Origin of the sequence: [Micrococcus luteus] ATCC 49442 (genome assembly GCF_010367585.1) — a bacterium.
In the GTDB taxonomy this organism is placed as follows: domain Bacteria; phylum Actinomycetota; class Actinomycetes; order Actinomycetales; family Micrococcaceae; genus Arthrobacter; species Arthrobacter luteus_A.
The window spans coordinates 2,527,805-2,553,846 of the sequence record NZ_JAAAXP010000001.1; the positions used below are offsets into that span (position 1 = coordinate 2,527,805).

A 26,042-nucleotide genomic window follows, 5' to 3' on the forward strand; every position below is an offset into this window, starting at 1 on the left:
TCCGTGCATTTGACCTCCGCCGCAGGGGTGCCCCGGCGGGCGCCTCAGCGGGCCACTTTGAAATTGAAGTCTGCCGTCCCCAGCGCACCCCAGATCCGTAGCCAGAGGGGCAGGATCATTTCCGCACCGCGGGCGGTGGTGATATCGCCGAGGTCAAGAACGTCCGTGTGGCCGAGCGCCGTCAGGATGTCAGTGACTGCCGCCTTCGCCCCGGCGTCGTCGCCGGACACAAACACGGTGTGATCGCCGCCGGCTACGTGCCGGGGATCAACCATCACGCTGTTAGCCATGGTGTTCAGCGTCTTGACGACGCGGGCTTCCGGGTAGGCCCGCTGGATCTGCTCGCCGATGCTGTCTGTATTGACAGGATTCAGCGACGGCGGAAAGCCTTGGGAGAAATCGAGGGCGTTCGACACGTCCACCACGATCTTCCCCGCCAGGTTCTCCGCACCGGCCTCGGCCAGAGCTGCGAGCGACGCCGCGCCGTTGGTGGCGTTGACCACCAGTTCGCTGGCGGCTGCGGCGTCGGCGAACGTGCGTACGGCTATCTCCTGGTGGGCTGAATGCCACTGGGTAAACGGCGGGCCTCCCGTGGCACCGGGTTCGGTGCGTGCCAGCGTTGCCTGCGGGTCACGGGTTCCAATCGCCACATCGTGGCCGAGCCGTGCGAAGGCCGCGGCGAGGGCCGGACCTACGCTTCCGGTGCCAAGTACTGCAATCTTCATGATCACTCCAGTCCGTCCCGCGGTGGTCCAATACGTCAGACGTTACCCGCCCCGTGCAACGAATACCCCTGGCGGAATACCCCGCCGGAATGAAGGCCCTGCCAGCGTGGTTGTAGGGGGCGAACCAGAACCGTCCGGAGGAACCCATGAGCATCGCCGCACCCGCGCAGCTGGAACGCTGGCAGCGCTTCCGCACCAACCGCAACAAGGCCCTCGCCACCCGCCACGGCTGGCTGACCCTCACTTCCTTCCAGTGGCTGGAATCCGAACCGTCCGCCGTCGACCTCGCCCCCGGCCTGTGGTCAACGGACGGTACGACGGCGGCACTCACCGCCGCCGCGCAGGACGGACTGACGCTGGTGGCCACCGGGGAGCCGGTTGTGGGCACCATCAGCGCCGCCCTTACCAACGAGGACTCGCTGATGTGGGTGCAGTACGGCGGCGCTGACGGGCAGCAGGTGGTGGTTGAACTGGCCATGCGCGCGGACCGGTACGCCATCCGCACCCGGGATTCGGCCTCACCTGTGTTGACGGAGTTCGACGGCGTCCCCGCCTTCGGCTACAACCCGGACCTGGTGATCGAGGCGGCCTACGAGCCGTATCCCGAGCCGGTGGCCGTCCCCATTGGAACGGCCAATCCGCTGGTGGACGGCCTGCACTATTCGGTGGGCGAGGTGGTTTTCCGGCTGCCGGGGATCGACCATGAATACCGCCTGCATGCCGAAGAGGAGAAGCTGGGCGCACTGACCATCACCTTCCACGACGGCACCAACGGGGACACAACAGACGAGTGGCGGAAGGTCTCCACGGCCCGGCCCCGCGTTGACAAGGAAGGCAACGCCACGGTGGTCCTGGATTTCAACCGCGCCATCAACTACCCCAGCGCATTCACGCCATTCGGCACTTGCCCCATGCCGGTGAAAAACAACAGCCTGGACGCGAGGATCGAAGCCGGCGAGAAACAGCCCACGCTGGCTGACTGAGATCCGCCCCGGTGATTGGGCCGTCAGACGATCGCCGAGACCCCCGTGACCGCACGGCCCACAATGAGGGTGTTGATCTCGAACGAGCCCTCGTAGGTGTAGATCGCCTCGGCGTCGGCGAAAATCTTGGCCATCCGGTAGTCGGTCACGATGCCGTTGCCACCGAGGATGGACCGGCCCAGCGCCACGGTTTCGCGCATCCGGGCGCTTGTGTAGGACTTGGCAAGGGCCACCTGCGGCATGTCCGCCGCGCCGTCGTCCTGCAGCTGTGCGAGCCGCGCCATCATCCCCATGCTCGCCACGGTGTTCCCCAGCATGGTCACGAGCTGCTGCTGGATGAGCTGGAACTTCGCCAGCGGCCGCCCGAACTGTTGGCGTTCGACGGCGTACTGCCGGGCCACGTCGAATGCCGCCAGCTGCTGCCCCACCGCCTGCCAGGCCACCATGATCCGTGAGCCGCGCAGGAGCTGGTTGGTGTCCTCGAAGCTGTTGATCCCGGCAAACCGGTCAGCTTCTGCCACCCGGACGTCCTTGAAGACAATGTCGGCATTCTGCACGGTCCGCAGCGCGATCTTATTTTCGATCCGGCTCCGGCTTACCCCCGGCAGGGAAGCATCAACAATGAACCCGCGGACCGCGCCCGGAGCGTCGGCGCCTGCGGATTCGTCCCTGGCCCACACAAGCATGTAGTCGCAGAACGTCCCGTTACCGATCCAGCGCTTGGCGCCGTTAAGCACCCAGGTGTCGCCGTCGTCGTCGGGCTCTCCGGTGCGGCTGGAGATCCGGCGCGCCCGCGTTTCCATCCCGCCGGCCACGTCGGAACCGTGCCCGGGCTCGGTGAGGGCGAAGGCACCGGTGATGCGCAGGCTTGACGCGTCAGCCAGCAGCCGGTCTTTCTGGCCGGCAGAGCCAAAGCCGTAGAGCGACTCCACAAACAGGTCGTGGTGGACCAGGAAGAACGTGGCTATGGAGGTGTCCACGCGCGTCATTTCGGCAATGACGAGTCCCGCGAACAGGTTGCTGTAGCCGCGCTGTGCCGGTGTACTCAGTTCCAGGGCGGCGAGTTTGGGCAGGATATGCGCCGGAAACTCGGCCTTGTTCCACCAGTCCGAGGCATAGGGGGCGATCTCCGCGGCGAGGAATTCGCGCAGCCCGGCCAGCTTGGCCCGCTCCTTCGGACTGAGGAGAGACTCGAATGCGAAGAAGTCGGCCGTTGGGAGCCCGTTCACTTCGGGCCCATCCGGATGGCGCCGTCGAGCCGGATGGTTTCGCCGTTGAGCATGGCGTTCTCCACGATGTGGGCCACCAGATTTGCATACTCTGCAGGCTTGCCGAGGCGCGAGGGGTGCGGAACCTGCCGGCCCAGCGAGTCCTGCGCGTCCTGCGGAAGGCCCGCCATCATGGGGGTTTCGAAAATCCCGGGGGCGATGGTCACCACCCGCACCAGCGAGCGCGCCAGTTCCCGTGCCAGCGGGAGCGTCATGGCAGCGACGGCACCTTTTGAGGCGGCGTAGGCAGGCTGCCCGATCTGCCCGTCGAAGGCCGCCACTGATGCCGTATCCACGATGACGCCGCGCTCGGGGCCGCCCAGCTCCGTACTGACCGGCTCTGTGGCAGCCATGGCGGCGGCAGCCAGGCGCAGAACGTTGAAGGTCCCGACGAGGTTCACCTGGATGACCCGGTTGAACGTCTCCAGCGGGAGGACGCCGTCCCGGCCCAGCACCTTGCCGGGCGTGGCGATCCCTGCGCAGTTCACCACGATCCGGAGCGGCCCCAGGGTTACAGCAGTATCGACGGCGGCCTGCACCTCCGCTTCGCTGGTGACGTCAGCGGGGACAAAGACCGCCTGCGGGGAGCCGGCACCCGCGGCGGCACCCGCGGCGGCGTTCAGCTCCGCGGCGAAAGCCGCACCGGCGGACGAAGGCAGGTCGATCAACACCACCGAGGCGCCGGCGTCGAACAGGCGTTTTGCCGTCGCGGCGCCCAAACCGGACGCCCCGCCCGTAATCAGCGCGACCGTACCGTTGACGTCCATACATCCTCCTTGATGTGGCCCCACGCAACCCGGCGCGCAGACTGTTAGTTAGTGCATGTTAACTGAAATGCCGGCCCGCTGCACCCGCTAGGCTACATGCATGACCATGCCGGATGTGGAGCCCGCAGACTGGCCGGGCCGGGCCAACCAGGCCGCGCGTTCGGTGACGCAGCGTTTCGGCCGGCGCCTGCTGTTCCTGCCCGGAACCCACCTCGCGGCGGTCCGCTGGCCATCAAAGGTGCTTGATAGCCTCCTCCACCCCTGGCACTACTGGTGGCAGGCGCACTACGTGGACTGCCTGGTGGACGCGGGGCGCCGCGAACTGGGCAACGGAGCAACCCCGGCGGCACGGTTCAACGGCCCCGGCAGCCCCAGCGCCGGCAAGCTGGCGTCCAGGCTGGTCACGGGCATCCGGCTGCGGAACGCCTTCACGTTTGTCAACAGCTACTACGACGACATGGCCTGGCTGGCACTCGCCACCCTTCGATTGGAGGCCCTGGCCAAGGAGACGCGCAAACCGGGCCGCCGGCGCAATGCCAGGATCCACAAGACACTGACCCTGCAGTTTGATTCCGCCTCCACCGACCATCTGGGCGGCGGGACGTTCTGGAGCACAAAGCGGGACTTCAAGAACACGCCGGCCACCGCGCCCGTGGCTCTCTACTACGCCCGCACCGGCCAGCAGGCCAAGGCACAGCGCCTTGTGGACTGGCTCAACACGGTCCTGTTCGATCAGGCGCAGGGGCTCTATGTCGACGGGGCGCGCCTCAACGCGGCCGGTGAGATCACGGTGGAGAACACCATCTATACGTACAACCAGGGCCCGGTACTGGGAGCCCTCCTGGAGCTCGGCGGCGATGCCAACCTGGCCCGGGCCGCTACCCTCATCCGCGCCGTGGACAAGCACCTGACGGTACCTGCGCACGCGGTGGTGCCGGGGAGCCCCCCGGACAGCCGCACCAGCATCCTCCGCTGCGACGGGACGGGCGACGGCGGACTCTTCACCGGGATCCTCTGCCGTTACCTGGCGCTCGCCGCCGCCGATGCCAGGCTTCCGGAGGGCGCCCGCACCACCGCCGGCGAGCTCGTGACCGCTACCGCGGGAGCATTCTGGGCGGGCCGGCGCACCCAAGGCGGGCCGGTCTTTTCCATCCACGCAGCGCAGCCTGCGGACGCCACCTATCCCCCGGGCGCCGGCGTCGAACTCTCCACCCAGCTGCAGGCCTGGATGGTATTGGAGGCCGCCGCCTCGGTTCAGCAAGGACCCTCAACGAATTAGGTCACGCAACAGTTTCGTAATGCATGTGATCCTGATCACTTAAGCCCCGCGGCGCTTGGTGTCTTAGGTTTGGCTAACCTACAGTTTTCACGAGTGAGCAATCCCAACTCCCCGCGCTCACACGGACCCTACGGTCCACAACACTTTTCCCCAGAAAGTAGCCTTCAATGAAGATCCGCTCCAGCGCCCTGGCCGGCATCGCACTCGCCGCCACGGCAGCCCTCGGACTGACCGCCTGCGGCGGCAGCACCACCCCGGCAGCCACCACTTCCCCTTCCGCTTCCGCCGAGGCCGTTTCCGGCGAAATCACGGTGTACAACGCCCAGCACGAATCCATGACGAAGGCCTGGGTGGAGGAGTTCACCAAGGAGACCGGCGTCAAGGTGACCCTGCGCCAGGGCAAGGACACCGAGATGTCCAACCAGATCATCCAGGAGGGCGACAAGTCCCCCGCAGATGTTTTCATCACCGAAAACTCCCCCGCCATGACCCAGGTGGAAAACGCAGGCCTGTTCGCCGATCTCACTGACGAGGTCAAGAACCAGGTCCCGGCCGAGTACCGGCCCTCCACCAACAAGTGGACCGGTGTCGCAGCCCGCTCCACCGTGTTTGTGTACAACAAGGAAAAGCTCACCGAAGACAAGCTGCCCAAGTCCCTCTCAGACCTGGCCGGCTCCGAATGGAAGGGCCGCTGGGGCGCATCGCCGTCCGGCGCCGACTTCCAGGCGATCGTTTCCGCCTACCTGGAGCTCAAGGGCGAAGCCGAAACCGAACAGTGGCTCACAGCCATGAAGGAAAACTTCAAGGGCTACCAGGGCAACGGCGCTGTTTTGAAGGCCGTGAACGCCGGTGAGATCGAAGGCGGCGTGATCTACCACTACTACTACTTCGGTGATCAGGCCAAGACCGGCGAGAACTCCAACAACGTCGCCAGCCACTACTTCAAGAACCAGGATCCGGGCGCGTTCGTCTCCATCTCCGGCGGTGGCGTGCTGAAGTCCTCCAAGAACAAGGCCGCTGCAGACGCGTTCCTCGCCTTCATCACGGGCAAGAAGGGCCAGGAGCAGCTCCAGACGGGCAAGGACTTCGAATACACCGTGGGCTCCGGTGTCGCCTCGAACGAGAAGCTGGTTCCGCTGGCAGAACTGCAGGCACCGACCGTTGACTCCTCCAAGCTGAACTCCAAGAAGGTCACGGAGCTGATGACCAAGGCTGGTCTGCTCTAACACTTGGTTTCAACCCCAGAACTAACCGCCAAGGCGGCTTCAGCGATGGCGGGCAAGGGCAGCAGCCCTCGCCCGCCATTGGCGGTTGCGCTCCTTGCCACCCTGCTGGCTCTGTTCGGCCTCATCCCGTTGGGCTATGTCATCTACATGACAGCGGTCACCGGCTGGGACACGAGCATTGAGCTGATCTTCCGCCCCCGGGTGGGCGAACTGTTGGCCAACACCCTCCTGCTGATGCTCATCGTGGTGCCCGCGACCCTGGTGGTCGGCGTGGGCGGCGCCTGGCTGGTGGAACGCACCAAGCTGCGGGGCCACAAGTGGTGGGCCGTTCTCCTGGCGGCGCCGCTAGCCATTCCCGCGTTTGTGAACAGCTACGGCTGGGTTTCCGCCATCCCCTCCCTGGAAGGCGTCTGGTCTGGCGCGCTGATCGCCACGTTGTCGTACTTTCCGCTGGTCTACATCCCGGCCGCGGCCACGCTCAGCAGGCTGGACCCGGCCATCGAGCAGTCAGCGGCGTCCTTGGGCCTGGGTCCGTGGCGGGTCTTCTTCCGCGTCGTGCTGCCCCAGCTGCGCATCGCCGTCACCGGCGGCGGCCTGCTGGTGGGCCTGCACCTGCTGGCCGAGTACGGCGCCTTCGCGATGATCCGCTTTGAGACGTTTACGACGGCGATCATGCAGCAGTACGCTTCTACGTTCAACGGCACGGCCGGAAACATGCTGGCCAGCGTCCTGGTGTTTTTCTGCCTGATCCTGCTGGTCCTGGAAGCCCGCAGCCGCGGCACGGCCCGCTACGCGCGGATCGGGTCCGGTGCCCAGTCCAAACCCCTGCGCCTGCCGCTGCACCGCTACCAGATTCCTGCCCAGCTGGGACTGCTGGCGCTCACCGGCCTGGCATTCGGCCTGCCGCTGTGGTTTGTCATCCGGTGGATCGTGGCAGGCGGGGCAGAGATCTGGGATGTTGCGGAGTTTGTCCCCGCGCTGCTGCAGACGCTCGGCTTGGGCCTGGCGGGCGCTGTGGCCGCGACCGTTGTGGCCTTCCCCATGGCGTACCTGGCGGTCCGGCATCCGGGCTGGTTCAGCAAGTCCCTGGAGCTCTCCAACTACATCACAAGCTCCATGCCCGGCATTGTGGTGGGCCTGGCCTTCGTCACCGTGGCCATCAACGTTGCCCCGGACATCTACCAAACCACCGGGCTGCTGGTGGCGGCGTACGTGCTGCTGTTCATTCCGCGCGCGCTGGTGAACATCCGTGCCGGGCTGGCGCAGGCTCCCAAAGAGCTGGACGAAGCGGCGCGTGCCCTGGGCAGGTCTCCGCTCAATGCCTTCCTGAAGATCACGTTGCGCCTCACGGCTCCGGCGGCCGCCGGCGGTGCGGCACTTGTGTTCCTCGCCGTGGTGACCGAACTGACTGCCACGCTGCTGCTGTCCCCCAACGGGACAACCACCCTGGCCACCGCATTCTGGTCCAAGAGCAGCGAGATCGACTACGCCGGCGCCGCCCCCTACGCACTGCTGATGATCCTGCTCTCGGCACCCATGACATACCTTCTCTTCCAGCAGTCCAAGAAAGTGGCCGGACAGTGACCGATTTTTACACTCCGAGCGATGCCCCTTCCAGGCTCCCCGAACCGCGGATCTCAGCATCAGTGGAGTCGTCGACCAACAGCCACCTGCAGATTACCGACGTCACCAAGAACTTCGCGTCCCAGGCCGTGCTCAGGGGTGTCAACCTGTCGGTGGCTAAGGGCGGCACCACCGCCATTGTGGGCCCGTCCGGTTCGGGCAAGACCACGCTCCTGCGGCTGATCGCAGGCTTTGAACACCCGGCCACGGGCAGCATTTCGCTCAATGGCACCAAGGTGGCCGGCGACGGCGTGTGGCTGCCGGCGCATAAACGCCACGTGGGATACGTGGCCCAGGACGGTGCCCTGTTCCCGCACCTGACCGTGGGCCAGAACATCGCGTTCGGCCTGGATGCACGCAAGCTCCCCGGCGGACGCGGTGCTGTCACTGCCCGGATCAGCGAACTGCTGGAGATGGTCTCCCTGGACTCATCCATGGCAAAACGGCGGCCCCACCAGCTCTCCGGCGGCCAGCAGCAGCGTGTTGCCCTGGCCCGCGCCCTGGCCCGTGAACCGGAACTGATGCTGCTGGACGAGCCGTTCTCGGCCCTCGACGCCGGACTCCGGGTGGCCACCCGGCGGGCCGTGGCCAAGGTCCTGGCCGCCGCCGGGGTGACCACCATCCTGGTCACCCACGACCAGGCCGAGGCTTTGTCCTTCGCCGACCAGGTGGCCGTGATGCGGGGCGGCAGGCTGGCGCAGATCGGCAACCCGTTTGTGGTCTACACGCGCCCTGCCGATCGTGCCACGGCCGAATTCCTGGGCGACGCCGTCATCCTGGACGCCTGGATGGAGGGCTCACTGGCCAACTGCTCGCTCGGCGGAATCCCCGTCCGCCGCCCGCCGGCACAGGGCCGCGTGCAGCTGATGCTGCGGCCCGAACAGATCCGGATTGCCGAAGGCGGCCCCATCCGCGGCGTCGTGGTGGACACCGACTACTTCGGCCCGGAAACCACCGTGCGGCTGAAGCTGGCTGTGCCGCCCGAACTGGCAGGCGGCAAGGACCACCGCTATCCCGGTGGCGGCGAGATCATCACCATCCGGCACTGGAACGCCTCCATCGCCCGGCCCGGCATGGAGCTCTGCCTGCGGGTGGTGGGGGAAGGCGTGGCGTTTCCGCTGGACGACTGATCCCAACTAAGTAGCGCTAACTGTCGTTTTGAGCCCTCAAAACGACAGTTAGCGCTACTTAGTTGGGCGGGGCGGCGGGTTTCCGCTTCTGCGGAAACGGGGTTTCGCCGCGGGCCAGCATCTCCACAAAGCCTGCGATCTTCCGTTCCCGCGTGGCCGCCTGCTTCACCGAAATCGTCCTGTAAATCAGGGCGTATCGGTTGACGGATGTGAGGACATCGAACATCGCCTGCGCCGCCGGGACGGCTGCGATCGCCGCCGCCAGATCGGGCGGAACCTCTGCGGTTGCCTGTCCGCCATAAGCGATCTCCCAGCGGCCGTCCGCCTTGGCGCTTTCGACGGCGGCCCGCCCGGCGTCGGTCATCCTGCCCGCGGCTTCCAGCCGGGCAACGTGCCCCACATTCCGGGCTGACCAGGGGCTCTTCGGGGTGCGGCGGGTCATGCGCTGGCTGTAGGTCTCCGCGTCGCGCTTATTGACCTGTCCATCGATCCACCCGAAACACAACGCCTCATCAAGCGCGGCGTCGTAGTCCAGTTCCGTGACATTGCCGCCCTTCTTGTGGAGGACTAGCCACACGCCGGGGCTGTCCGCGTGGTGCTCTTCCAGCCAGGCCCGCCATGCGGCCGCATCCTTAACCAGCAGTTCCTCAAGTTCAATGGCCATGGCCCTATTCTGCACGGTGCCGGCCGGTAAAAGTGGTGGCATGATGGCGGTAACTGTCCCGGATTCGAGGAGAAGCCATGCTGCGTGTCAGGCCCGTCCACTTCACGTCCCGCCCGGAAAAATGGGAGGAGCTCCTGGCGGCCCTGGGCCTCGCCAAGACCGTAGACCACGGTCCGTGGCGGGAGTTCGAAGCCGGTTCGGGCAGGCTGGCCCTCCACGTCACCGAGGCCGGCTCACCGGACGACGGGACGACGTCGTTCGGCGTCGAAGTGGGCGACCTCGCCGAGTTTGCCCGCCGCACCAGCCTGGCCGGGGACGAATCCGGCAGCACCACTGCCGAGCTCATCACCGCGGACCACGGCGAATCCTGCCGCATCACGGGCCTGGACGGCTTCACCTTCCTCGCGGACCCCGGTGCCCGCGAGGTGAACGGCAGCGGTGCTGATGCTGCGGTGACGGTCGTCGGCGTCTGGTTCACGGCCGATCCCGGTCCGGCCGCCATGACGCTGCAGGACATCGGCGCCAGGTTCCGTCCTGTCCCCGACGCCGACGAAACCGCGGACTTTACCGCCAAGAACGGGGGCGTGCTGATGGTCCGGCCGGCGTCCGGTCCCTCGCGGTCGGGCCTGGGATTTGAGTACGACGGCGATGTGGGCACCCTGCGCGACCGGCTCGCCGCGGCCGGACTGGAGGTCAGCGAAACGGAAGAGGCCTTCGGCCGGACCCTCCACGTGGCCAACCCCGACGCCGAGGGCGCAAGCACGGCGAACCCGGCACCCAGCATCCCGCCCACACTGTGGATTTCGCAGCGGCACCGGGAAAACTGAGATCCAGAGGCGACTTCCCGGCGCTAAAAGCCGTCCTTTACGCTGAGAGCTCACCTCTCACCGGCCCGGACGCGTCCGATGGGGTAGAACTTAACCATGAACGTTCGCACTCCTGACCCCAATCCCGGCTGGCTCTCCGAGGAAGACCTCTTTGAGGCCCGCGGGAGGCTGCCCATGATCTACGTAGAGGCTGTTCCGGTCAGGCTGGATCCGCTGGGGTTCGTGAACGAGGTTGGCACGCTGCTGCAGGCCGATGAAGACGGCAACATGATCCGCTCGCTGGTGTCAGGCCGGGTCATCTACCGCGAGACCATCCGCGGCGCACTCCTGCGCCACATGGAGAAGGACCTGGGACCGCTGGCCTTCCCGCAGCTGCCCATCAGCCCCGTGCCGTTCACGGTGGCCGAATACTTCCCCGCTCCGTCCCACACCGGCTTCACCGATGACCGCCAACACGCCGTGTCCCTGGCCTACGTCATCCCCGTGACGGGCGAGTGCGAGCCGCGCCAGGACGCCCTGGAACTGACCTGGATGACCCCGGAAGAAGTGCTGAGCCCGGGCGTGCAACTCGAATTCAGCGGCGGTCGCGGAGCCTTGGTCCGCCAGGCGCTGGCCTTCGCTGGAGTGGGCTTCTGACGCCCGCGGGATCCCCGGCGTCCCGGATTTGGAGAGCCCTCCTTTGTAGACTGTAGGGCGGACCGCAAGAGAATTTAAGGACCCCCATGACCGAAACCCCAGCCGCCCGGCACTACAGCGAACAGCAGGCTGGATCTCTGACGTCCGGCGATCATCTCCTCCTTCCCGACGGTGAACGCACCGCCGAAATCCAGCGAGTGGAGCTTGAGCCGGATGATTTCGGGACCCCTGCCGTGGTTCTGGCAAGCCTCACCGGCGGCGGCACCATCCGCATCGCGGCGGGCTCCACGGTGAGGGTCGCTCACAGCGTTGTCCACGATGTCAGCCTCCAGGACCTCATGCGCGAAGACGCAGCAAACGAGAACCCGGCGTCCGACGCCGTTACCCGGCTTCCGTCGGCAGCGCACCCGTCCCGGGACGAACAGCGCGGCGCGGAACCGTTGGAAAAGCAGCCCCCCGCAGCGGCGGAGGCAGCCGCGGCGGCTCCCGCCGTCGTCGTGCCTCCCCTGCCTGCCATCCCGCCCGCGGTGAGCGGCCCCTCCGCGGAGGAACTCGCGCGCATCCCCGAGCCGCAGGGCACCCCGGAGTCCGTGGTGGCGGCCGCCGCCGAGGAACATCCGGACGCTGTGGGAGTGCTGCTGCTGGCGGACAAGCTGGCAAAGGGCATCAACTTCAAGTCGGGCAGCTGCCTGAAGGACCTGAGCGACCTCGCCCACGAGCTGTTCATCACGCTGAAGGATCCCGACGGCGCCCTGGCTGTGGCGGACCTGCTCAACGTCCTGCCCTTCGACGGCAATCCGGGCAGGTGGGCCTCCGTCGAAGCGTCACTGGCGCTGTCCAGCTACATCTGCCGCCAGGACCGGCAGGACGACCGCGCCGAGGTGTATGAGAAGCTGCTGCGGACGCCGGAGAGCCAGGAAACGGATCCGTTCAAGGCACGCATGAACGCCAAGGTCCGCCAGCGTTCTCTGAACGAACCCAACCTGTACGACAAAGAGATCTTCCGCTCCATCGACAATTCCAACCACGAGGCCGAGCGGGAGTGGCGGCTGCTGCGTCTGGAATCCCTGCTCTTCCTGCGGGCCCACGGCGGGTCGGAGACCATCGGGCTCGGTGAACTGCAGCGCCGGATCAGCAACGAGCTCGAGGCCGTCCGGGCCTGAAGAAAATGCCCCCTACCCGGGGCTGCGCCCGAGTTGTAGATTCGGGGCTATGACGAACAATCTGAGCGTAGTGATTAATGCTGATGCGCCGCAGGTCTGGATCATGCTGCGCGAACCGGCCAAGGTGGCCCAGTGGCACGGCTGGGACACTGACGAACTGCCGGCCGAAATCAACGAGATCTACTTTGGCAGCAACGTCGTCGAAGCACCGGACCACACGAGTCTGACCGTCAACGGCGGCGACGTCTTTGATCTGAAGCCTGTGCCCGGCGGGACCCAGGTCAGCATCACCCGGGCTGCCCTGGACCACAACTCCGAGTGGGCAGCGTGGGATGAGGACATCACCCAGGGCTGGCTGACGTTCCTCCAGCAGCTCCGGTTCGCCCTGGAACATCATCCGCACGGCAAGCGGCACACCCTGTTCTTCGAGTTCCCGGGCGGCCACGGTTCGGCGATCGAGAAGCTGGGACTGTCTGATGTTCCCAAGCCGGGCGAGCCGTATGAGCTGACGCTGCCCACCGGGGAGGACGTCTCCGGCAAGGTCTGGTACCGCAGCAACCACCAGGTAGGGCTCACCGTCCACGGATACGCCGAGCACGGCGACGGCCTGCTGATCGTCGCGGATCAGCCCGTCATCGAGGATGTAAGGCCCGACGGCGGCGCGATGGTGATTGCCTCAACCTACGACCTGGGTGCCCACAAGCTGGAGTCCATCCAGTCGTCCTGGGACAGGTGGCGGGCTGAGAACTACCCCACAGAGAAGGCCGCCAACTGAGGGATCGGCGGGGTTTGCTGGCACACTGGAACCGTGCCAGCCAACCCCGCCTCCGCCCTGTCCGCCGACCCTGCCACCCAGTCCCGGTTCTCCTTCACAGTTGGCACCCGGCTGGCCGAAAGCTGCGCGCCGTCGGCCGCGCAGGAGGCAGCCAACGGCGGCGGATTCCTGGGCCGCACGGGCACCATAACCACCCCTCACGGCGAGATCCAGACGCCGGCGTTCATCGCCGTCGGGACCAAGGCCACCGTGAAGTCGGTGCTGCCGGAGTCGATGGCGGAGCTCGGGGCGCAGGCGCTGCTGGCCAACGCCTACCACCTGTACCTCCAGCCCGGCGCAGACATCCTGGATGAGGCAGGGGGCCTGGGAGCGTTTATGAACTGGTCCGGGCCCACGTTTACGGATTCCGGCGGGTTCCAGGTGATGAGCCTGGGCTCGGGGTTCAAGAAGGTCATCGACATGAAGTCCGTGGACAGCTCGGGGCCTGACGACGCTGTGGCCCCGGGCAAGGAACGGCTCGCCCACATCGACGACGACGGTGTCTGGTTCAAATCGCATCTGAACGGCGACCGACACCGCTTCTCGCCGGAGATCTCGATGCAGGTCCAGCACCAGATCGGCGCGGACATCATGTTTGCCTTCGACGAGCTGACCACCTTGCAGAACTCCCGCGGCTACCAGGAGGAATCACTGGAGCGCACCCGGCTCTGGGCCCTGCGCTGCCTGGACGAGCACTTCCGGCTGACCGCTTCCCGGGAGGGAAAGCCGTATCAGGCCCTGTTCGGCGTGATCCAGGGCGCCCAGTACGAGGACCTCCGCCGGAAGGCCTGCCAGGACCTCGGTGCCATGAACTTCGACGGGTACGGCATCGGCGGTGCGCTGGAGAAGGAAAACCTCGGCACGATTGTGCGCTGGTGCAACGAGGAACTGCCGGAGGACAAGCCGCGGCACCTGCTGGGCATCTCCGAGCCGGACGACATCTTCACCGCCATCGAGAACGGCGCCGACACCTTCGACTGTGTCTCCCCCACCCGGGTGGCCCGCAACTCGGCGTTCTACACCCCCACCGGCCGCTACAACCTCTCCGGCGCCAAGTACAAACGCGATTTCGGCCCGCTCCAGGACGGCTGCGACTGCTACGCCTGCGCCAACTACTCCCGCGCCTACATCCACCACCTGTTCAAGGCCAAGGAGATGCTCTCCGCCACGCTGATCTCCATCCACAACGAGCGCTTTGTGGTGAAGATGGTGGACGACGCGCGGCTGGCCATCGAATCAGGGAACTTTTTCGAGTTCAAGGCCGAGACGCTGGCGCAGTACTACTCCTGAGCCCGTTCCCTCCCGGGACCCTGGACCCGGGACCCCGGATCCCGGGTGGCGCCGCGCCCAAAGGCACGTCCCGACGTCGCGCTCCGATATCCTGACCGAATGCTCATCGAGATCCCTGCCGCTGACGGCGTTGCCGAGGCCCTGGTCACCCGTCCGTCCACAGGCGCCGGGCCGTTCCCGGGCGTCATCCTCTACATGGATGCTTTTGGCCTGCGCCCGCGCATCGAGGAGATGGCGCAGCGCATCGCCGACTGGGGCTATGTGGTCCTGGCACCGAACGTCTTCTACCGGGAAGGGACGGCCGCGCAGCTCGCACCAAACGTGGACATGACCACCCCTGACGGCCGGGCTGCCGCCGGCAAGGCGGCGTTCGCGCGCGTGGGGCGCCTGACCACGGACAAGGCGCTGCCGGACATTGATGCGTGGGTTGCGGCACTGGGAACGCTCGACGGCGTCGCACCGGGTCCCATCGGCACGTTCGGCTACTGCATGGGAGCCCGCCTCGCGGTGCGGACCGCTACCGCCCGCCCCGATGTGGTGGCAGCGTGCGGCGGATTCCACGGCGGCGGGCTCGCCAGCGATGCCCCGGACAGCCCCCACCTGGAGCTCGGCAAGGCCAGGGCGCGGTTCGTCTTCGGCCACGCGGACCATGACAAGAGCATGGATTCCGACGCCGTCGCGCGCCTGGGCGAGGCGCTGGCTGCTGCCGGGCTTGAGGCGTCCAACGAGGTCTACCCCGGGGCGCCGCACGGCTACACGATGGCGGACACGTCCATGTTCCATGCCGAGGCCTCGGAGCGGCACTTCGCCGAGCTCCGCACCCTCCTCGACGGGACACTGAAGGCCTGACCGGCCAAGAGTCCGACGCCGGGCGGCGGCTACGCGGCGTTCGTCACCGGTGCCATCGCGGCGGCTTACGCCCCGTAGCTCGGTTCGCGCTTCTTGATCCAGCCGATCACCAGGGACGTCACCGGGACGAACAGGAACTCCACCAGGGTTTTGTAGACGAAACCCACCACGACGTAGTTCACGAACGTGCCGAAATCGGTGATGCCGATGACGGAGGCCGCGATACTGCAGAAGATCAGGGTGTCCACGAATTCGCCGGCGCCGGAGGAGCCCATGAGGCGCGCCCAGAGAGACTTCTCCCCGGAGCGGGCCTTCATCTTCACCAGGATCCAGGAGTTGATGGTCTGGCCGGCCAGGAACGCCAGCAGCGAGGCCAGCACAATCTGCGGGACCGGGCCCAGCGCACCTTCGAGGGCTGCCTGCTTGGAGGTGCCAAATTCGTCGTCAAAGCCGGGCAGCGCGATGATCACCCAGTAGCAGATCGAGGCGAACACGGACAGGGCGAAGGTGGTGAAAATCGCCTTGCGTGCCACCTTGAAGCCGTATACCTCGCTGATTACATCGCCCAGGATGTAGGCCAGCGGGAAGAGGAAGAAGCCGCCGTCCGTGATGATCGGGCCGATCGCCACGCCTTTGGACGCGCCGATATTGGACAGAATCAGCACCACGGCCATCCCGGCGAGCATGATGCCGAAGTAGGGCGAGCCGATGGAGGCGAATTTTGCTGTGCCTGCGGGGTTTGTGACGGGCAAGGCGTCACGGCCTGAGGGGGAAGGCATGGGGGGTGTCCGTTCATAGTGGTTCGCTCGGCGCCTGCCGCCTCAACGGGGGCTGGGCGGTGCGCCGGCTGTATTAGCACTGTCACGCCATTCTCCCACCACTCCGGGGCGCGAAAGTTTTGAACACGTTCAGTTCCATGTCATACTCATTTCTGAACACGTTCAAAAAAGGGAACCCATGGCAGTCAAAAGTGAACAGACCCGCCAGCACCTGGCGGATGTGGCCCTGCGAATGTTCCGTGAGATCGGCTTCGAGAAGACCACCATGCGGGCCATCGCTGCCGAGGCCGGGGTTTCAGTGGGCAACGCCTATTACTACTTTGCGTCCAAGGATGACCTGGTCCAGGAACTCTACGTCCAGGTCCAGGCCGAGCATGCCGCAAAGGCGGACGAAGCGCTCGACGGCCTGAAGGACCTGGCCAGCCGCCTGAAAGCCACTCTCCACACGGGCCTCGACGTCATGGCGCCCTACCACCGGTTCGGCGCCGACTTCGTGGCCACGGCCATCCGGCCGACGTCGCCAGTCAACCCCTTCGCAGGAGAGTCGACGGCGGCCCGCGAAGCCTCGCTGGGCATCTTCCGGACCGCGGTTGACGGCGCCAGCCCTCCCCCACCCAAGAAGTTGCGCGCCGATCTGCCCGAGCTCCTGTGGCTGGGCTACATGGGGATCGCACTGTTCTGGGTGTACGACACCTCGGAAGGCCAGCGCCGCACCCGGAAACTCGTGGACGGGGCCGTCCCGCTGATCGCCCGGGGGCTCTCGCTGGCCAGGATTCCGGGGGTCAATAAGGTCCTGGACGACGTCCTTAGCCTGAGCCGCAGCATCCGCACCTGAACATCATGGGAAAAGAAATGAACAAGGCAAAAACCGTAGTGCTCGCCGGAGCCTCGGGCTTCATCGGCACTTATCTCCGGGCGCGCTTCGAGCAGGCGGGGTGGTCAGTGCGCACCATCGGCCGCCGGACAGCCAAGGGTTCGGCTGACTCCGCACGCTGGGACGACGACGACGCCATCACCCGGGTGCTGGACGGTGCCGACCTGCTGGTCAACCTCGCCGGACGGTCGGTCAACTGCCGCTATAACGCGCGGAACAGAGCCGCCATCCTCGATTCCCGCGTCGCCACCACCACCGCCCTCGGCCGCGCCCTGGCAGGGTGCCAGGCACCGCCGTCGACCTGGCTCAACGCCAGCACGGGCACCATCTACCGGGATGCGGACGACCGTCCCCAAACGGAGTCCGACGGCGACCTCGGCAGCGGATTTTCCGTGGACGTCGCGCGCGCCTGGGAAGCAGCGTTGGACGCGGCGGACACCCCCGGCACCCGGAAAATCCCGCTGCGGATCGCCATCGTGCTGGGGCCAGGCGGCGGCGCCCTGCGGCCCTTCGCCACCCTGGCGCGGCTCGGCCTGGGTGGGCAGATGGGGCACGGAAGCCAGAAGTTCAGCTGGATCCATGTGGAGGACCTGTACCGCACCGTCCGTTTCCTGCACAAACGGACCGACATCTCCGGTCCGGTGAATGTGGCCTCGCCGGACGTTGTGGACAACCGCGAACTGATGCGCTTCGTCAGGCGGGCGTACGGCGCCAGGCGTGGCGTTCCCACCCCGGCCTGGCTGCTCAGTCTGGGCGCCGTCCTGATCCGTACCGACACCGAGCTGGTGCTGAAGAGCCGGTGGGTGCAGCCGCAGAAGCTGATCGATGCCGGGTTCATCTTCCGTCAGCCGGAGCTGGGGCGCGCGCTTCTTAGCATCGCCAAGCGGTGAGCCGGGCCCACCACGTGACGTTCGGCCCCGGCGCGTTCCTTCTGGGTGCCGGCATCACCGTGGTGCTTTTTGGCGTGCCCCTCGGTGCGACGGGCTACGTTTTCGGAATTGCCGCGGCGCTCCTCCTTGGCATGCCGCTGGCACTCGCCACCGGAGTCGTGATGCGGCCCGTCCGCGACCAGGTGCTGCACATTGCAGCCATCGCCGGGGTGGGGCTAGCCACGGGCCTGCTCACGCTTCTTTTCATGGCAGGTGGCGGGTGGCTCACCATGTGGGGACTGATCCCCTGGACTGGAGTCTGCGCCGCAATCGGACGATTGGCGGTGGTTCGCCTCGTCACAACGCGTGACGACGTGGCCCCGTAGGCACACCCTTCCGAGGTGGAAACCAGGCACGGCGCCGGCACCCCGAATAGGCGTAAAGTTCAACGGGGAAGCCGCCGCCCGCTTCCCCCTTGACCCCAATACCTGCCGATCAACCGGCGGCTCGACGGATCGGCACATGACTGGTGAACAATTCAACCCGACTGACCGCCGCGCCCTTCGATGTCGTCGTGATGGGCGAGATCCTCGTTGAGGTAGCCACCGACGTCGTGTTCGCCCACGGTGTCCCGGCTCAGCTCGGCATTTCCGGTGACGCCCTCAACGTCGCAGCGGCCGCGGCAGCAGCCGGTGCCCGCGTTGGCCTGCTATCGGTGCTGACCGACGACGACCTGGGCAAGGCCATCGCCGCCCGGATTGTTGAACTAGGCATCTCCCCCGAGCTCCTGACATTCCGTGCCGGACAGCAGGGCGTCTACCTGGTTCACTGCGACCCCGCGGGTCAGCGCGAATTCTCCTATGCCCGGAGCGGCAGCGTTGGGTCCAGCCTTGCCCCTGACGATGTTGACCCTGCCGTGTTTTCGGCCGCCGGGGCCGTGGTGGCGGGCGGCATCGCCTGCGCCATTTCGGCATCGTCCCGCGCCGCGGTGGTGAAGGCCGCCGGGCTTACCAAACGCTTCGTTTTCGATCCGAACTTCCGCCCGCGGCTCACGTCCGTGGAGGACGCGACGGCGGCACTCCTGCAACTCGCGCCGCGCACCTTCCTGGTGACGCCGTCGTTCCCGGGCGAAACGTCCGCGCTCCTGGGCTGCTCCACGGCGGCCGAGGCGGCGGCGAAGCTCCGGAGCCTCGGCGCTGCCAACGTCGCCGTGACCTGCGGCGCAGATGGTATCCAACTCGAGGGCCAGGACAGCGTGTGGATGGACTCCATCCCGGCCCCGTCCGTGGTGGACCAGACGGGGGCCGGCGATGCGTTCGTGGGCACCCTGACTGCCCGGCTGGTCCTCGGCGACAGCCTTCCCGTGGCCGCCCGCTTGGGTGCAGCTGCGGCTTCGCTGGTGGTTGGCGGCAAGGGCGGCACCGGCTTCATCCCCACCTTGGAGCAGACCCGGGCCCATGCAGCAACGGCTGGTACCGCATCATCGACACCGACAGGCTGGACGGCCTGAGAAAAGAGAACACCCCATGACTGACGCCACCAGTGTCCTGCAGGTTTCCCCTGTCATCCCCGTCGTCACCATCGCCGACCCACAGCATGCCGTTCCCGTGGCCAGGGCGCTAGCCGACGGCGGCGTCCGGATCATCGAGCTCACGCTCCGGACGGACACTGCCCTCGAATCCCTCAAACGCATCGCGGACGAAGTCCCGGACATCCTGGTGGGCGCCGGCACCATCCTCACACCCGCCCAGGCAGACGCCGCGGTGGGAGCCGGCGCGCAGTTCCTGGTGAGCCCCGGCGCCACGCCGGCATTGCTGGACCACATGCTGACCCTCGACGTTCCCTTCCTCCCCGGGGTTGCCACCGTGGGCGAGGTCATGGCGCTCCTCGAACGGGGCATCACGGCCATGAAGTTCTTCCCGGCAGGGCCCGCCGGCGGGCCCGATTACCTCGCCGCCATCGGAGCACCCATCCCGCAGGTGCAGTTCTGCCCGACCGGCGGGATCAGCCTGGACTCCGCACCGGGCTACCTTTCGCGCCCGAATGTCTCCTGCGTGGGTGGCAGCTGGCTCACCCCGCGCGCAGTTGTGGAAAGCAATGATTGGGACCAGATCACCAGGCTCGCGCGCGAAGCGGCTGGACTCAGCCGGGACTAGTCCGAGCGCGGAGACCGGCCGCGGAATGGCAGGATAGATCCATGACTTTTGCTACAACCGCTGCCCAGTCCCCCGCCGTTGTCCTGACGATTGCGGGCTCCGAGTCCACCGGCGGCGCCGGCGCCCAGGCTGATTTGAGGACCTTCCAGGAACTGGGTGTGTTCGGCATCGCCAACCTCACGTGCATCGTGTCCTTCGACCCGAATGACAGCTGGAACCACCGGTTCACGCCGGTGGACCAGCAGGTGATCGCCCACCAGCTGGAAGCCACGACGGCGGCGTACGGTCGGGCGTCGGACGCGGTTACGCACCCCGGCAGGCCCGTGCTGGACACCGTAAAGATCGGCATGCTGGGGAGCCCGGCGACTATCGGCACGGTGGCAGCAGCACTGGAAGCGGGCAATTACCGCAACGTGGTGCTGGATCCCGTACTGATCTGCAAGGGCCAGGAGCCAGGCCATGCGCTGGACACCGACCAGGCCCTGAAGGCTCAGATCCTGCCCCTGGCTACGTTCGTCACGCCGAACCACTTCGAAGCCGAATCGCTGTCCGGCCTGGCGATCACCGACGTCGAGTCCCTCAAGGCCGCGGCCATCCGCATCCATGAGCTCAGCGGCGCGGCGGTGCTTGCCAAGGGCGGCGTGCGGCTGGCAGGCCCGGACGCCGTCGACGTTTACTACGACGGCGACACCCTCGAAGTCCTCAGTTCTCCCAAGGTGGGCGAGGTGGCAGTTTCCGGTGCCGGGTGTTCGCTGGCCGCGGCGGTGACGGCGGAACTCGCCAAGGGCGCCGCCCCGCTGGAGGCTGCCCGGACGGCAAAGTCCTTCGTCACGGCGGGCATCCGGAACCGGGTGGCCTCGGGCGCCCCGTTCGACGCGCTGTGGCAGGGCGGCCCGCGCTAATCCCCTCCCCTTCTCCAACCCCCGGGACGCTCTCTCACTTAATGCGGGTTTTCCGGCAACGCTCTCTCACTTTCTTCAAGAAAGTGAGAGAGCGTTGCCGATTTTCCTGCATTAAGTGAGAGAGCGTCTGAAGGAACGGACGACGGCGGCCGCGACGCTAACGCGGGTCGGCGACCGTTCCCATGAACAGCGGCAGTCCGGTTTCAGCGTGCACGATCTGGTAGTGGAACGGCCGGTCGAAATCGATGGTCCGTTCGGGCTCCGGCGGGGCGCTGGTGGCCTCTCCGTTGATCTGGGTTACGGCGGCGGCGATGGTGCCCTTTTCGGCCACCGTGATGTTGGCGGCCTGGGCAGCCTGGGTGATCATCATCTGCGGCTGGATGTTGTTGAAGTCCTCCGTGGTGGCGAGCATCTTCTTCAGGCCCAGTGACTCGAAGACTTTGCGCAGGTCAAAGCTGCTCTTGTGGTCCCAGCGGGGTAGCTGGATCCGAACAGACACGGGCCGGGCGGCATCAAAGATGTCAGCGATTTCCGTCAGCTTGTCCGCACCGAATGCCGCAGAGGCCGGGCTGGTCGCGGAGCCGGCCGCGTCATCGGGCAGAACCAAACGCATGACAAAGCCGTCGGCATAGGGAAGGTCTACACCCTTCCAACCGGCCCCTTCCGCATACTTCATCATGAGTTCGTTATGCATCGCCGGTGCCTCGATTTCCTCGCCCGCGGCTGTGGTGAAGGGCAGGTCTGAGGTGTCGTTAGGGTCGAACGGTGCGCTCCAGGCCGCGGCAAAATACAGGGAATTGAGCAGGCTGAAGGTGTTGTCCGGATCGTATTTTGCGGGCGCTTCCTTGATCCGGCCGCCGGTGTTGCGGTTCACCCAGGCGTCAATCGCGGGCTTCGTAGCTCCCTCATCGCTGAAATCCACGGGATACACGCCCGTTCCATAGTGCCGGGCCAGAGTGTCCAGGAACGGCTTCCCGGTGGGCACATCCTTGTCCACAAACAGCCCGTTGGCGGCATGCATGACCGGTTTGCGCGGCGGGTTCTCTTCGTCCACAGCGCCGGGGTCGCCGTCGAAGGTTTCGAGCGAGCGGAGAACCGAATTCATGGCCTCATCGCGTTTTTCTGCGGGGAGGTTCAGGACACTGTCCATCTCGACCGCCGTTTCGCCGGATGCACCCGCCCGAAGCATGGCGAGGGCAATCAGGAGGCTCCCGGGCGAGGACACCACGTTCCCGCCGGAACCGTCGCCGCCGTCGGTCAGCAGGGCCTCACCGAGGATGAGGGCGGAAGCCCGGAAGGAACGCAGCTCGGCGGCATACGCCGTGCGGTCCACCGAAACCCGTTCGACGCCGTCGGCCGTGAGGAGTTCCGGCGGTGCCGGGGCAGGGGCAGGCGCCGCGCACCCAGCCACAGCCAACACCGCACCGAGCGCCACCATCCGCTGTAAACGAAACATGTCAGCTGCCTCCTGCGGCGCACGAAGGGCGGGAGTCCGCCTCCTCCCAGTCAAACAGCGACAGCGGCCCGAGACGATGCCGGCAGGGTCACGCTTTGCACTCTTTTTGATCTCGCGCGGGGAGTGATACGCCCGGTCGGCCTTTTGCTAGCGCCGCGGAATGTTCCGCAGGTTGCTCCGGGCCATGCTGACGGCCTCCCCGGCACCGCGGTTCAGCACCACCTTGGACATGGCGGTCGCGAATCCCAGCACCTGCGTGCCGGAGATCTTGGGCGGAAGCGACAGGGCCTGCGGATCCGTGATCAGTTCCACAAGCGACGGGCCGGGGTGGGCGAAGGCTGCGCGGTACGCCCCCTCGATCCGCGCCGGGTCCGTGACCCGCACGGCATGGAAACCCAGCGCCCGCGCCACGGCGGCATAATCGGCGTCGGGCACGTCCACGCCGAAATCGGGCAGCCCGTCCACCAGCATTTCGAGCTTGACCATGCCCAGCGTGGAATTGTTGAAGACCACCACATTAACCGGCAGCTTGTGGGCGGCCACGGTGATGAGTTCGCCCAGCAGCATCGACAGCCCGCCGTCGCCGGATACGGAGACCACCTGGCGTTCCGGATAGGCCAACTGCGCGCCGATGGCGTGCGGGAGGGCGTTGGCCATGGAGCCGTGCAGGTAGGAGCCGATCAGCCGGCGTGTGCCCAGGGGGTTGATATACCGCGCCGTCCAGACGTTGCACATGCCGGTGTCCGCCGTGAAGATGGCATCCTCGGCCGCCACCTGATCCAGCAGCGAGGCGGCGTATTCGGGATGGATAGGCTGCTTCTTCTCCACCTTGCGGGTGTAGGCGCGGACAGATTTGTTCATCAGCCGGTCGTGCTTCTTCAGCATCTGGTCCAGGAACCGGCGGCTCTTCTTGGGCTTCAACAATGGCATCAGCGCGGCAAGGGTGGGCAGCACGTCGCCGTGGACTGCAATGTCGACGTCGGTCCGCCTGCCCAGCTTGTGGGCGGCACGATCCACCTGCGCGGTGCGGGTTTCCGGCAGGAACTGATCGTAGGGGAAGTCGGTGCCCAGCAGGATCAGCAGGTCAGCGTCCTCGATCCCCTCGGCGGCGGCGCCGTAGCCCAGCAGGCCCGTCATCCCGATGTCGTGCGGGTTGTTGTACTGGACGAAGTCCTTGCCGCGGAGTGAATGGCCAATGGGCGCGTTGATCAGTTCGGCAAGCGCGATCAGTTCGTCATGGGCACCTTCCACGCCGGCCCCGGCGAAGATGGCCACCTTCCCGGCGCCGTTGATCGCGTCCGCCAATTCGCGCACACTGGCCGGGTCCGGGGTGAGCGTGGCGCGCCGGAACGTGGCGGGCAACGGCGTTTCGGCCGTCGCTTCCAGCCCTGCAATATCACCGGGGAGCGTCACGACGGCGACTCCCCCGAGCCCGAGGGCATGCTGGATGGCGCTGTGCATCACGCGCGGTGCCTGCTCGGCCGTGCTGACCAGTTCCGAGTAGACCGAGCATTCGTTGAACAGCCGGTCCGGGTGGGTTTCCTGGAAGAAGCTGCTGCCGATCTGCTTGCTGGGGATGTGGGAGGCAATGGCCAGCACGGGGGCCCCGGACCGGTTCGCGTCGTACAGGCCGTTGATCAGGTGGAGGTTGCCCGGGCCGCAGGAGCCTGCGCAGACCGCCAGCTTTCCGGTCAGCTGGGCTTCCGCGGCCGCGGCGAAGGCGGCGGCCTCTTCATGCCGGACATGGACCCAGTCAATTCCGCCAGCCTTGGCGCCGCCGGTTTGCCGGACAGCATCGACGATCGGGTTCAGGCTGTCGCCCACAATCCCGTAGATCCGCTGCACGCCGGCAGCCTGGAGCTGTTCGATGAGCTGGGTGGCGAGTTCCTTGGCCATGAGTGCACACTCCCGCGATCAGGTTGATGGGCTGACTGGTTGATGAGCCGACAGGGCCAATATAGCCCCGCCGCCTGAACGCCCGTCAGGACCCCACCCGAACGCTCGCTCACTTAACGCAGGAAAACCCGGAACGCTCTCTTACTTTCCTCAAGAAAGTGAGAGAGCATCCCGGGAAAACCCGCATTAACTGAGAGAGCGTTGCTGGGTGGTGGGCGGACGACGGCGGGGGGCGCCCGCCGTCGTCCGTCACCGGAGGCGCCCCCGCGGATCCTTAAGCGTTGATGAGATCCTTGTCGTCATCCTTGGCGGGGCGGTTCCAGGCGTCGCCCTGCTCGCGGTCCAGGTGGGTGGCCTTCTTGTTCTTCAGCGCGAAGATGTAGACCAGAAGCGAGATGCCGATGCCCACCGTGATGTAGGTGAACAGCACCTCAACCTGCCCGGCCTTCTGGAGGGCGGCACCCACCAGCGGCGTGGTGCCGCCGAAGAGCGAGTTGGCGATTGCGTAACCCAGTCCGACGCCGAGGGCACGGATGGAGGCGGGGAACAGCTCAGCTTTCACCAAGGCGTTGATGGACGTGTACCCGCCGACGATCAGCAGGCCGCCCATCATCAGCAGGAATGCCATAAACGGGTCCTTGGTGCCGGCCAGGGTGGAGAGCAGCGGCCAGGTGAAGAGGACGCCCGTGATGCCGAACCACAGGAGCAGCGGCTTGCGGCCCACCTTGTCCGAAATAATGCCGTAGACAGGCTGCAGCAGCATAAAGATGAACAGTGCCCAGAAGCTGATGACCGAGGTCTGCTCCTTGGGGATTCCGCTGGTGTTCTGCATGAAGGACAGCGTGAAGTTGGTGTACGTGTAGAACGCCATGGTGCCGCCCAGGGTGACGCCGATGCAGATCAGCAGCGCCTTCCAGTGCTTGGTGAAGAGGAGCTTCAGGGTGCCCGGCTGGGCCTCGCCGTCCACGCGGACGTGGGCGGCCGCGGCCTGCTCTGCGGAGATGGTCTCCTCCATGGAGCGCCGGAGCCACAGGACCACAAGGGCTGCGACGCCGCCGATGGCGAACGGGATACGCCAGCCCCATTCACCCAGCGCTTCCTTGCCGAGTGTGCTTTCCAGGATCACCAGGGTAAGCAGCGCCAGCATCTGTCCGCCGATCAGCGTGACGTACTGGAAGCTCGAGAAGAAGCCGCGGCGCTTGGCCGTGGCCGCTTCGGACATGTAGGTGGCACTGGTGCCGTATTCGCCGCCTACCGAGAATCCCTGGATCAGACGGATCAGCACCAGCAGGATCAGCGCCCAGGTCCCGATGACGTCTTTGGTGGGAAGCACGGCAATGGCAAACGAACCTGCGGACATCATGGTCACGCTGAGGGTTAGTGCCGCCTTGCGTCCGTTCCTGTCCGCGTAGCGGCCGAAGAACCAGCTGCCGATCGGGCGCATCAGGAAGGTCACGGCGAAAACGGCCATGGCCTCCAGATTGCTCTGCAGGGGGTCTGCGGAGCTGAAGAAGTGGGACGCGAAGTACGCCGAAAACGCCGTGTAGATGTAGACGTCAAACCACTCCACGAGGTTGCCCGCGGAACCCTTGAGGATGTTGCCCACGGCCTTGCGCGTCTGGGCTGCCTCGCTCTGCACTTCGGTCTGCTGGGTGCTCATCGCTGAACCTTCCTAAGCTGCGGCGCCGCGGCTTCCTGGCTTGATTTCCTGCTGTCCATGGCAACATTGCCCATGGTTCCTCCTCGACATTGACGGTCCCCCGCACACGCCGAGGGCCTCATCCACGGTATGGGTGATGCACGGCACAACCTACGCGGCAGGCCATTTCCTAACACTTCCTTAGGTTTCGCCGGGGCCTGGGGGTA

General features: G+C 66.3%; 25 protein-coding genes. 17 read left to right on the forward strand and 8 right to left on the reverse strand.

The annotated features are described in order from the left end of the window. Window positions 1-44: 44 nt before the first annotated feature. On the reverse strand, window positions 45-725 hold the full coding sequence (locus tag GUV69_RS11405) for an NADPH-dependent F420 reductase (RefSeq protein WP_164202411.1): 681 nt from the start codon (window positions 723-725) through the stop codon (window positions 45-47). A gap of 146 nt (window positions 726-871) precedes the next feature. On the opposite strand from GUV69_RS11405, the gene GUV69_RS11410 reads away from it, so the two are divergent. Continuing rightward, window positions 872-1,708 carry a DUF1684 domain-containing protein gene (locus GUV69_RS11410; RefSeq protein WP_164202413.1) on the forward strand — a complete coding sequence of 279 codons (837 nt, stop codon included), beginning with the start codon at window positions 872-874 and terminating at the stop codon, window positions 1,706-1,708. 23 nt (window positions 1,709-1,731) lie between these two features. Here GUV69_RS11410 and GUV69_RS11415 read toward each other — a convergent pair whose 3' ends face one another. Beyond that, a complete protein-coding gene (locus GUV69_RS11415) occupies window positions 1,732-2,937 on the reverse strand; it encodes an acyl-CoA dehydrogenase family protein (RefSeq protein ID WP_164202415.1) in 1,206 nt (401 codons plus the stop codon). Then, window positions 2,934-3,743: an SDR family NAD(P)-dependent oxidoreductase gene (locus GUV69_RS11420; protein WP_164202417.1), complete on the reverse strand. Its 810-nt coding sequence runs from the start codon at window positions 3,741-3,743 to the stop codon at window positions 2,934-2,936. The genes GUV69_RS11415 and GUV69_RS11420 overlap by 4 nt, the downstream gene beginning before the upstream one ends. A gap of 100 nt (window positions 3,744-3,843) precedes the next feature. Here GUV69_RS11420 and GUV69_RS11425 point away from each other — a divergent pair, with 100 nt between their 5' ends. The 4 genes from GUV69_RS11425 to GUV69_RS11440 all read left to right on the forward strand — a co-directional run bounded on the left by GUV69_RS11425 (window position 3,844) and on the right by GUV69_RS11440 (window position 9,001). Then, the gene (locus tag GUV69_RS11425; RefSeq protein ID WP_164202419.1) at window positions 3,844-5,022 is read left to right on the forward strand and encodes a glycoside hydrolase family 76 protein; all 1,179 of its coding nucleotides are present in this window, start codon (window positions 3,844-3,846) and stop codon (window positions 5,020-5,022) included. A 167-nt stretch (window positions 5,023-5,189) separates the two neighbouring features. Further along, window positions 5,190-6,248 carry an iron ABC transporter substrate-binding protein gene (locus GUV69_RS11430; protein WP_164202421.1) on the forward strand — a complete coding sequence of 353 codons (1,059 nt, stop codon included), beginning with the start codon at window positions 5,190-5,192 and terminating at the stop codon, window positions 6,246-6,248. Window positions 6,249-6,293: 45 nt separating this feature from the next. Then, window positions 6,294-7,832, forward strand: a complete 1,539-nt coding sequence (locus tag GUV69_RS11435; RefSeq protein ID WP_164206471.1) for an ABC transporter permease — start codon at window positions 6,294-6,296, stop codon at window positions 7,830-7,832. Window positions 7,833-7,882: 50 nt separating this feature from the next. After that, window positions 7,883-9,001 carry an ABC transporter ATP-binding protein gene (locus GUV69_RS11440; protein WP_191081803.1) on the forward strand — a complete coding sequence of 373 codons (1,119 nt, stop codon included), beginning with the start codon at window positions 7,883-7,885 and terminating at the stop codon, window positions 8,999-9,001. Window positions 9,002-9,059: 58 nt separating this feature from the next. Here the strand turns inward: GUV69_RS11440 and GUV69_RS11445 are convergent, their stop codons facing one another. Next, window positions 9,060-9,665 (reverse strand): YdeI/OmpD-associated family protein, encoded by a 606-nt coding sequence (locus GUV69_RS11445; protein WP_164202423.1) that lies wholly within the window; start codon window positions 9,663-9,665, stop codon window positions 9,060-9,062. 77 nt (window positions 9,666-9,742) lie between these two features. Between GUV69_RS11445 and GUV69_RS11450 the strand changes: the two genes are divergently transcribed. From GUV69_RS11450 to GUV69_RS11475, 6 genes are all read left to right on the forward strand, one after another. Continuing rightward, window positions 9,743-10,492, forward strand: coding sequence for a VOC family protein (locus tag GUV69_RS11450; RefSeq protein WP_164202425.1), 750 nt, complete (start codon window positions 9,743-9,745; stop codon window positions 10,490-10,492). 96 nt (window positions 10,493-10,588) lie between these two features. After that, window positions 10,589-11,128, forward strand: a complete 540-nt coding sequence (locus GUV69_RS11455) for an NUDIX hydrolase family protein (RefSeq protein ID WP_164202427.1) — start codon at window positions 10,589-10,591, stop codon at window positions 11,126-11,128. Window positions 11,129-11,214: 86 nt separating this feature from the next. Beyond that, the gene (locus GUV69_RS11460; RefSeq protein WP_164202429.1) at window positions 11,215-12,291 is read left to right on the forward strand and encodes a DUF6707 family protein; all 1,077 of its coding nucleotides are present in this window, start codon (window positions 11,215-11,217) and stop codon (window positions 12,289-12,291) included. Between the two features lie 49 nt (window positions 12,292-12,340). Beyond that, window positions 12,341-13,066, forward strand: a complete 726-nt coding sequence (locus tag GUV69_RS11465) for an SRPBCC family protein (protein ID WP_164202431.1) — start codon at window positions 12,341-12,343, stop codon at window positions 13,064-13,066. 33 nt (window positions 13,067-13,099) lie between these two features. Then, window positions 13,100-14,395, forward strand: coding sequence for a tRNA guanosine(34) transglycosylase Tgt (tgt, locus tag GUV69_RS11470; protein WP_164202433.1), 1,296 nt, complete (start codon window positions 13,100-13,102; stop codon window positions 14,393-14,395). Between the two features lie 99 nt (window positions 14,396-14,494). Beyond that, on the forward strand, window positions 14,495-15,244 hold the full coding sequence (locus GUV69_RS11475; protein WP_164202435.1) for a dienelactone hydrolase family protein: 750 nt from the start codon (window positions 14,495-14,497) through the stop codon (window positions 15,242-15,244). A 65-nt stretch (window positions 15,245-15,309) separates the two neighbouring features. Here the strand turns inward: GUV69_RS11475 and GUV69_RS11480 are convergent, their stop codons facing one another. Further along, window positions 15,310-16,023 (reverse strand): queuosine precursor transporter, encoded by a 714-nt coding sequence (locus tag GUV69_RS11480; RefSeq protein WP_164202437.1) that lies wholly within the window; start codon window positions 16,021-16,023, stop codon window positions 15,310-15,312. Between the two features lie 178 nt (window positions 16,024-16,201). Between GUV69_RS11480 and GUV69_RS11485 the strand changes: the two genes are divergently transcribed. The 6 genes from GUV69_RS11485 to GUV69_RS11510 all read left to right on the forward strand — a co-directional run bounded on the left by GUV69_RS11485 (window position 16,202) and on the right by GUV69_RS11510 (window position 20,824). After that, window positions 16,202-16,858: a TetR/AcrR family transcriptional regulator gene (locus GUV69_RS11485; protein ID WP_164202439.1), complete on the forward strand. Its 657-nt coding sequence runs from the start codon at window positions 16,202-16,204 to the stop codon at window positions 16,856-16,858. 17 nt (window positions 16,859-16,875) lie between these two features. Continuing rightward, window positions 16,876-17,787: a TIGR01777 family oxidoreductase gene (locus tag GUV69_RS11490; RefSeq protein WP_164202442.1), complete on the forward strand. Its 912-nt coding sequence runs from the start codon at window positions 16,876-16,878 to the stop codon at window positions 17,785-17,787. Further along, a complete protein-coding gene (locus GUV69_RS11495; RefSeq protein ID WP_164202444.1) occupies window positions 17,784-18,152 on the forward strand; it encodes a hypothetical protein in 369 nt (122 codons plus the stop codon). The genes GUV69_RS11490 and GUV69_RS11495 overlap by 4 nt, the downstream gene beginning before the upstream one ends. A 191-nt stretch (window positions 18,153-18,343) precedes the next feature. Beyond that, window positions 18,344-19,276, forward strand: a complete 933-nt coding sequence (locus GUV69_RS11500) for a PfkB family carbohydrate kinase (protein WP_164206474.1) — start codon at window positions 18,344-18,346, stop codon at window positions 19,274-19,276. Between the two features lie 16 nt (window positions 19,277-19,292). Continuing rightward, window positions 19,293-19,922: a bifunctional 4-hydroxy-2-oxoglutarate aldolase/2-dehydro-3-deoxy-phosphogluconate aldolase gene (eda, locus tag GUV69_RS11505; RefSeq protein ID WP_164202446.1), complete on the forward strand. Its 630-nt coding sequence runs from the start codon at window positions 19,293-19,295 to the stop codon at window positions 19,920-19,922. A 41-nt stretch (window positions 19,923-19,963) separates the two neighbouring features. Continuing rightward, window positions 19,964-20,824, forward strand: a complete 861-nt coding sequence (locus GUV69_RS11510) for a hydroxymethylpyrimidine/phosphomethylpyrimidine kinase (RefSeq protein ID WP_164202448.1) — start codon at window positions 19,964-19,966, stop codon at window positions 20,822-20,824. Window positions 20,825-20,981: 157 nt separating this feature from the next. Here the strand turns inward: GUV69_RS11510 and GUV69_RS11515 are convergent, their stop codons facing one another. The 3 genes from GUV69_RS11515 to GUV69_RS11525 all read right to left on the reverse strand — a co-directional run bounded on the left by GUV69_RS11515 (window position 20,982) and on the right by GUV69_RS11525 (window position 25,836). Continuing rightward, on the reverse strand, window positions 20,982-22,280 hold the full coding sequence (locus tag GUV69_RS11515) for a serpin family protein (RefSeq protein WP_164202450.1): 1,299 nt from the start codon (window positions 22,278-22,280) through the stop codon (window positions 20,982-20,984). A gap of 147 nt (window positions 22,281-22,427) precedes the next feature. Beyond that, the gene (locus tag GUV69_RS11520) at window positions 22,428-24,176 is read right to left on the reverse strand and encodes a pyruvate dehydrogenase (protein ID WP_164202452.1); all 1,749 of its coding nucleotides are present in this window, start codon (window positions 24,174-24,176) and stop codon (window positions 22,428-22,430) included. Window positions 24,177-24,450: 274 nt separating this feature from the next. Then, window positions 24,451-25,836: an MFS transporter gene (locus GUV69_RS11525; protein ID WP_164202454.1), complete on the reverse strand. Its 1,386-nt coding sequence runs from the start codon at window positions 25,834-25,836 to the stop codon at window positions 24,451-24,453. Window positions 25,837-26,042 lie beyond the last annotated feature (206 nt).

Coding starts and splice junctions, on each gene's coding strand:
- GUV69_RS11405 (WP_164202411.1), bottom strand. CDS start 725: ATGAAGATTGCAGTACTTGGCACCGGAAGCGTAGGTCCGGCCCTCGCC.
- GUV69_RS11520 (WP_164202452.1), bottom strand. CDS start 24,176: ATGGCCAAGGAACTCGCCACCCAGCTCATCGAACAGCTCCAGGCTGCC.
- GUV69_RS11465 (WP_164202431.1), top strand. CDS start 12,341: ATGACGAACAATCTGAGCGTAGTGATTAATGCTGATGCGCCGCAGGTC.
- GUV69_RS11480 (WP_164202437.1), bottom strand. CDS start 16,023: ATGCCTTCCCCCTCAGGCCGTGACGCCTTGCCCGTCACAAACCCCGCA.
- GUV69_RS11500 (WP_164206474.1), top strand. CDS start 18,344: ATGGGCGAGATCCTCGTTGAGGTAGCCACCGACGTCGTGTTCGCCCAC.
- GUV69_RS11485 (WP_164202439.1), top strand. CDS start 16,202: ATGGCAGTCAAAAGTGAACAGACCCGCCAGCACCTGGCGGATGTGGCC.
- GUV69_RS11515 (WP_164202450.1), bottom strand. CDS start 22,280: ATGTTTCGTTTACAGCGGATGGTGGCGCTCGGTGCGGTGTTGGCTGTG.
- GUV69_RS11420 (WP_164202417.1), bottom strand. CDS start 3,743: ATGGACGTCAACGGTACGGTCGCGCTGATTACGGGCGGGGCGTCCGGT.
- GUV69_RS11450 (WP_164202425.1), top strand. CDS start 9,743: ATGCTGCGTGTCAGGCCCGTCCACTTCACGTCCCGCCCGGAAAAATGG.
- GUV69_RS11430 (WP_164202421.1), top strand. CDS start 5,190: ATGAAGATCCGCTCCAGCGCCCTGGCCGGCATCGCACTCGCCGCCACG.
- GUV69_RS11445 (WP_164202423.1), bottom strand. CDS start 9,665: ATGGCCATTGAACTTGAGGAACTGCTGGTTAAGGATGCGGCCGCATGG.
- GUV69_RS11425 (WP_164202419.1), top strand. CDS start 3,844: ATGACCATGCCGGATGTGGAGCCCGCAGACTGGCCGGGCCGGGCCAAC.
- GUV69_RS11410 (WP_164202413.1), top strand. CDS start 872: ATGAGCATCGCCGCACCCGCGCAGCTGGAACGCTGGCAGCGCTTCCGC.
- GUV69_RS11455 (WP_164202427.1), top strand. CDS start 10,589: ATGAACGTTCGCACTCCTGACCCCAATCCCGGCTGGCTCTCCGAGGAA.
- GUV69_RS11460 (WP_164202429.1), top strand. CDS start 11,215: ATGACCGAAACCCCAGCCGCCCGGCACTACAGCGAACAGCAGGCTGGA.
- GUV69_RS11475 (WP_164202435.1), top strand. CDS start 14,495: ATGCTCATCGAGATCCCTGCCGCTGACGGCGTTGCCGAGGCCCTGGTC.
- GUV69_RS11525 (WP_164202454.1), bottom strand. CDS start 25,836: ATGAGCACCCAGCAGACCGAAGTGCAGAGCGAGGCAGCCCAGACGCGC.
- GUV69_RS11490 (WP_164202442.1), top strand. CDS start 16,876: ATGAACAAGGCAAAAACCGTAGTGCTCGCCGGAGCCTCGGGCTTCATC.
- eda (WP_164202446.1), top strand. CDS start 19,293: ATGACTGACGCCACCAGTGTCCTGCAGGTTTCCCCTGTCATCCCCGTC.
- GUV69_RS11435 (WP_164206471.1), top strand. CDS start 6,294: ATGGCGGGCAAGGGCAGCAGCCCTCGCCCGCCATTGGCGGTTGCGCTC.
- GUV69_RS11510 (WP_164202448.1), top strand. CDS start 19,964: ATGACTTTTGCTACAACCGCTGCCCAGTCCCCCGCCGTTGTCCTGACG.